Origin of the sequence: Limnohabitans sp., assembly GCF_046052765.1 — a bacterium.
Lineage (GTDB): Bacteria > Pseudomonadota > Gammaproteobacteria > Burkholderiales > Burkholderiaceae_C > Limnohabitans.
In genome coordinates this window covers 1-5183 of record NZ_JAVLFQ010000076.1, presented here as the reverse complement: position 1 = coordinate 5183, position 5183 = coordinate 1, and the positions used below count along the sequence as shown (strand labels likewise).

Annotated in this window: 3 protein-coding genes; 2 read left to right on the top strand and 1 reads right to left on the bottom strand. The window is 52.3% G+C overall.

The window, feature by feature from the left end:
* Positions 1-240: 240 nt before the first annotated feature.
* Positions 241-612 (bottom strand): thioredoxin family protein, encoded by a 372-nt coding sequence (locus AC9UG7_RS11275; protein ID WP_509587766.1) that lies wholly within the window; start codon positions 610-612, stop codon positions 241-243.
* 64 nt (positions 613-676) lie between these two features.
* Between AC9UG7_RS11275 and AC9UG7_RS11270 the strand changes: the two genes are divergently transcribed.
* Complete coding sequence (locus tag AC9UG7_RS11270) at positions 677-1375, top strand: transposase (protein ID WP_509587764.1); 699 nt, start codon at positions 677-679, stop codon at positions 1373-1375.
* A 134-nt stretch (positions 1376-1509) separates the two neighbouring features.
* Positions 1510-5183: glutamate synthase-related protein (locus tag AC9UG7_RS11265; protein WP_509587762.1), on the top strand; the 3674-nt coding region annotated here is incomplete at its 3' end.

Below are 5183 nucleotides of genomic sequence, written 5' to 3'. Positions count from 1 at the left end.
GCACAGCATGAAAAACGAACTGATACTGGCGAAGTTCACCGGTCAGCGCAAGCAATCGTCTGCTGATCGCTTGAAGGCCTTGTTGCAGGAATTCGGCCTAGAAGAAATGGGAACTTGGAAATTGGGGTCAGCAACCTCATAACAAGTTAATTGGTTACTGACCCCAATTTCCCTGACCCCAATTTCCATTCGCAGAATTAATTGGAACCTGACCCCAATTTTCCCAATTCACTGACCTCACTACTCCAACCGCATCAACTCAGGCGTCACGTTTTGCCAAACAGAGTCGTTGATCAGCGGAAAATCCCCGGCCAATGCCGCCTGGCACATGCGCTGCAAAGTCTCGGCGTGCGGCAACACGGTGCCCGCAAACCTGGCCTGGCCTTGGGCATCGGCAATTAACAGCGTTGGAAAATTGTCTATATCGAGATCGCCTAGCAGTTCATCATGGCTCTCAATATCCACCCACACAAACTTAACTTCCGGCGATTGCGACGCCAATTGATCAAAGATGGGCTGGTATTCACGACAAGTACCGCACCATTGCGCGCACAAGCAAAACACATGCATTGCTTTCGCTTGGGCAGGCGGGGATAACTCTGACTTGTTCATGGTTCGCATGATAACGGTGCAACCCTAACAAACAGCAGACCTCGGCTCGCATTACCATCCACACATGGCCCGTCTGCCCCGTCTCTCATTGCCCGGTTACCCGCACCATGTGATTTTGCGCGGCAACAACCGTCAATGGATCTTCAAGGACAACAGCGACAGGCAAATATGGCTCGAGTTGCTGGTCACGCATTGCCAAACGCAGCAAGTCGATTTGCACGCTTTTGTATTGATGGACAACCATGTGCATTTGCTGGTCACGCCGCAAGCCGAACAGGCTTTGTCAAAAATGATGCAAAACTTGGGTCGTGACTACGTTCGTTACTTCAATAAGCGCCACACACGCACCGGTACATTGTGGGAAGGGCGGTTTCGAAGTGCGTTGATACAAACCGATCGCTATTTTTTGGCTTGTATGGTTTACATGGACCTCAACCCGGTACGTGCTGGCATGGTGGCACAGGCCTTAGAGCACCCTTGGTCCAGCCACGCACATTATGTTGGGGCGCGGCAAGACAGTTGGCTGGTGGCTCATGAGGTGTACTGGGCGCTGGGCAATACGCCGTTTGCCAGAGAAAAAGCCTATGCCGAAATGGTTCAAGCGGGTATTGAAGAAGAAAACAAGCAAGCACTCACATCTTCAGTAATGGGTGGCTGGGCTTTAGGCGAAGATGTGTTCATTCAAAGCCTGCAACCCTTGACCAAGAGGCGAATACACAAGGCCAAAGCGGGTAGACCCATGGGGGAAAGTGGCTCTGCTTAATCTGTCCCTAATTTAATTCCCGATTAAATAACTAGAGAATTAATTGGTATCTGACCCCAATTAAATTGTTTGGAATCGAGCATTTGCTGGACTATGCTTACGCTTCTTCCAAGATATACACAGAGGATGGCGAAATGCAGCACGCGTTTACCGAGGGTTTGTACCAGTCTAACCAAGAGCATGACGCTTGCGGTGTAGGTTTTGTCGCTCATATCAAAGGGCACAAAAGCCATGAGATTGTTTCTCAGGCTTTGAAGATTTTGGAAAACCTAGACCACCGTGGCGCAGTAGGTGCCGATAAATTGATGGGCGACGGTGCCGGTATTTTGATTCAGTTGCCGGACGCGCTCTACCGCGAGGACATGGCCAAACAAGGCGTTAACTTGCCGATGTTCGGTGAATACGGTGTCGGTATGGTTTTCTTACCCAAAGAAAACGCCTCACGTTTGGCCTGTGAGCAAGAATTAGAGCGGGCCATCCGTGCCCAAGGTCAGGTGTTGCTTGGCTGGCGTGATGTGCCCGTCAACCAAGACATGCCCATGTCACCCACCGTGCGTGCCAAAGAACCGTTGATCCGCCAAGTGTTCATCGGTCGCGGCAACGATGTCATCGTGCAAGACGCGCTCGAGCGCAAGCTGTATGTGATTCGCAAAACCGCCAGCGCAGCTATTTCGCACCTCAACTTAAAGCACGGCAAAGAATATTACGTCCCCAGCATGTCCAGCCGCACGGTCATTTACAAAGGCTTGTTGCTGGCAGACCAAGTAGGTACTTATTTCAATGATTTGAAAGACCCGCGCTGTGTATCTGCTTTGGGTCTGGTCCACCAGCGTTTCTCCACCAACACATTTCCTGAGTGGCCGTTGGCCCACCCTTACCGCTATGTAGCGCATAACGGTGAGATCAACACTGTCAAAGGCAATTACAACTGGATGAAAGCACGCGAGGGCGTCATGTCCTCTGCCGTGTTGGGCGCAGATTTGCAAAAGCTCTATCCCATCAGTTTTGCCGATCAATCAGACACCGCCACGTTTGACAATTGCCTCGAGTTACTGACCATGGCCGGCTACCCGATCAGCCAGGCCATGATGATGATGATTCCTGAGCCTTGGGAAAACCACAGCACCATGGATTCGCGTCGCCGCGCGTTCTATGAATACCACGCCGCCATGATGGAACCTTGGGACGGCCCTGCCTCTATCGTATTCACAGACGGCAGACAAATCGGCGCCACCTTGGACCGCAATGGCCTGCGTCCATCGCGTTATTGCATCACTGATGACGACTTGGTGATCATGGGTTCCGAGTCCGGTGTGTTGCCCGTGCCAGAGAGCAAAATAATCCGCAAATGGCGTTTGCAACCCGGCAAAATGTTCTTGATCGACTTGGAACAAGGTCGAATGATCAACGATGAAGAATTGAAGTCTGGTCTGGCCAACAGCAAGCCCTACAAACAATGGATTGAAAATCTGCGCATCCGTTTGGATGATGTGCAAGAGCATCCGGTGGGCTCGCCCGAGCAGACCAGTTTGTCATTGCTGGACCGCCAGCAAGCCTTTGGCTTTAGCCAAGAGGATTTCAAATTCCTGATGGCTCCCATGGCCGCCAATGGCGAAGAAGCCTTGGGTTCTATGGGTAACGACAGCCCACTCGCTGTTTTATCAAACAAAAATAAATCGCTGTACAACTACTTCAAACAGTTGTTCGCGCAAGTAACCAACCCGCCTATCGACCCTATTCGGGAAGCCATTGTGATGTCGCTGGTGTCGTTTGTCGGGCCTAAACCAAACCTGCTTGACATCAATCAGGTCAACCCACCGATGCGCTTGGAGGTCAGCCAACCGGTGCTGGACTTTCAGGACATGGCCAAACTGCGCCATATCGAGAGCATGACCCATGGCAAGTTCAAAAGCGCCACCTTGGACATCACTTATCCCTTGGCTTGGGGCCATGAAGGTGTGGAAGCCAAATTGGCTTCACTGTGCGCACAAGCCGTGGATCAGATCAAAAGCGGCCACAATATTCTCATCATCAGCGACCGTGCGTTATCAGCCACGCAAGTGGCCATCCCAGCCTTGCTCGCATTGTCTGCCATACACCAACATCTGGTGAAAGAAGGATTGCGCACCAGCGCTGGCTTGGTGGTTGAAACCGGAAGCGCAAGAGAGGTACATCACTTTGCTGTGCTGGCTGGTTACGGTGCTGAAGCCGTTCATCCTTATCTGGCAATGGAATCGCTGGCAGCCATGCACGATCAGTTGCCAGGCGAGTTGTCAGCCGATAAAGCCATTTACAACTATGTCAAAGCCATCGGCAAAGGCTTGTCCAAAATCATGTCCAAAATGGGCGTGTCCACTTACATGTCGTATTGTGGTGCGCAATTATTCGAAGCGATTGGTATCAATAGCGAGACCATCGACAAATATTTCACCGGCACACCCAGTCGTGTGCAAGGCATAGGTATTTTTGAAATTGCCGAAGAAGCGATCCGCATGCATGCCAGTGCGTTTAGCCAAGACCCTGTGTTGGCCACGATGTTGGACGCTGGCGGTGAATATGCGTGGCGTACCCGTGGCGAAGACCATATGTGGACACCAGACGCCATCGCCAAATTGCAGCACAGTGCACGTGCCAACAACTGGACCACGTACAAGGAATACGCGCAAATCATCAACGACCAAAGCCGTCGCCACATGACATTGCGTGGTTTGTTCGAATTCAAAATTGATCCCGCCAAGGCTATCCCGTTGGATCAAGTGGAATCTGCCACTGAGATCGTCAAACGCTTTGCCACCGGCGCCATGTCCTTGGGTTCTATCAGTACCGAAGCGCACGCCACATTGGCTGTCGCCATGAACCGCATCGGCGGCAAAAGCAATACTGGCGAAGGCGGTGAAGACCCGGCGCGTTACCGCAACGAACTCAAAGGCATACCGATTCAAAAAGGCGAGACCTTGAAAAGCGTGATCGGCGACAAACAAGTTGAGGTCGACCTGCCGTTGCTGGCTGGCGATTCACTGCGCTCCAAAATCAAGCAAGTGGCATCCGGACGTTTTGGTGTGACTGCGGAGTACCTCAGTAGCGCTGATCAGATTCAAATCAAAATGGCGCAAGGCGCCAAGCCGGGTGAGGGTGGTCAACTCCCCGGCGGCAAGGTGTCAGAGTACATCGGCTTCTTGCGCTATTCCGTGCCAGGTGTGGGTTTGATTTCTCCACCGCCCCACCATGACATTTATTCCATCGAAGACTTGGCGCAACTCATTCACGATTTGAAAAACGTGGCACCGCATGCAGACGTCAGCGTCAAATTGGTGTCAGAAGTTGGCGTTGGCACAATTGCCGCAGGTGTGGCTAAGTGCAAAGCCGATCACGTCGTCATCGCTGGTCACGATGGCGGAACCGGCGCTTCGCCTTGGTCGTCCATCAAGCATGCGGGCAGTCCGTGGGAAATCGGCTTGGCCGAAACCCAGCAAACCTTGGTCTTAAATGGTTTGCGTGGTCGCATACGTGTGCAAACCGACGGACAAATGAAGACAGGCCGTGATGTCGCCATCGGCGCATTGCTCGGCGCGGATGAATTCGGTTTTGCTACCGCGCCGCTGGTGGTCGAGGGTTGCATCATGATGCGCAAATGTCATCTCAATACTTGTCCGGTCGGTGTCGCCACCCAAGACCCGGTGCTGCGCAAAAAATTCTCTGGCAAGCCCGAACACGTGGTCAATTACTTTTTCTTTATCGCCGAAGAAGTACGCCACATCATGGCGCAACTAGGCATAGCCAAGTTCGACGACATGATTGGCCGTGCCGA

Coding starts and splice junctions, on each gene's coding strand:
- AC9UG7_RS11275 (WP_509587766.1), bottom strand. CDS start 612: ATGAACAAGTCAGAGTTATCCCCGCCTGCCCAAGCGAAAGCAATGCAT.
- AC9UG7_RS11270 (WP_509587764.1), top strand. CDS start 677: ATGGCCCGTCTGCCCCGTCTCTCATTGCCCGGTTACCCGCACCATGTG.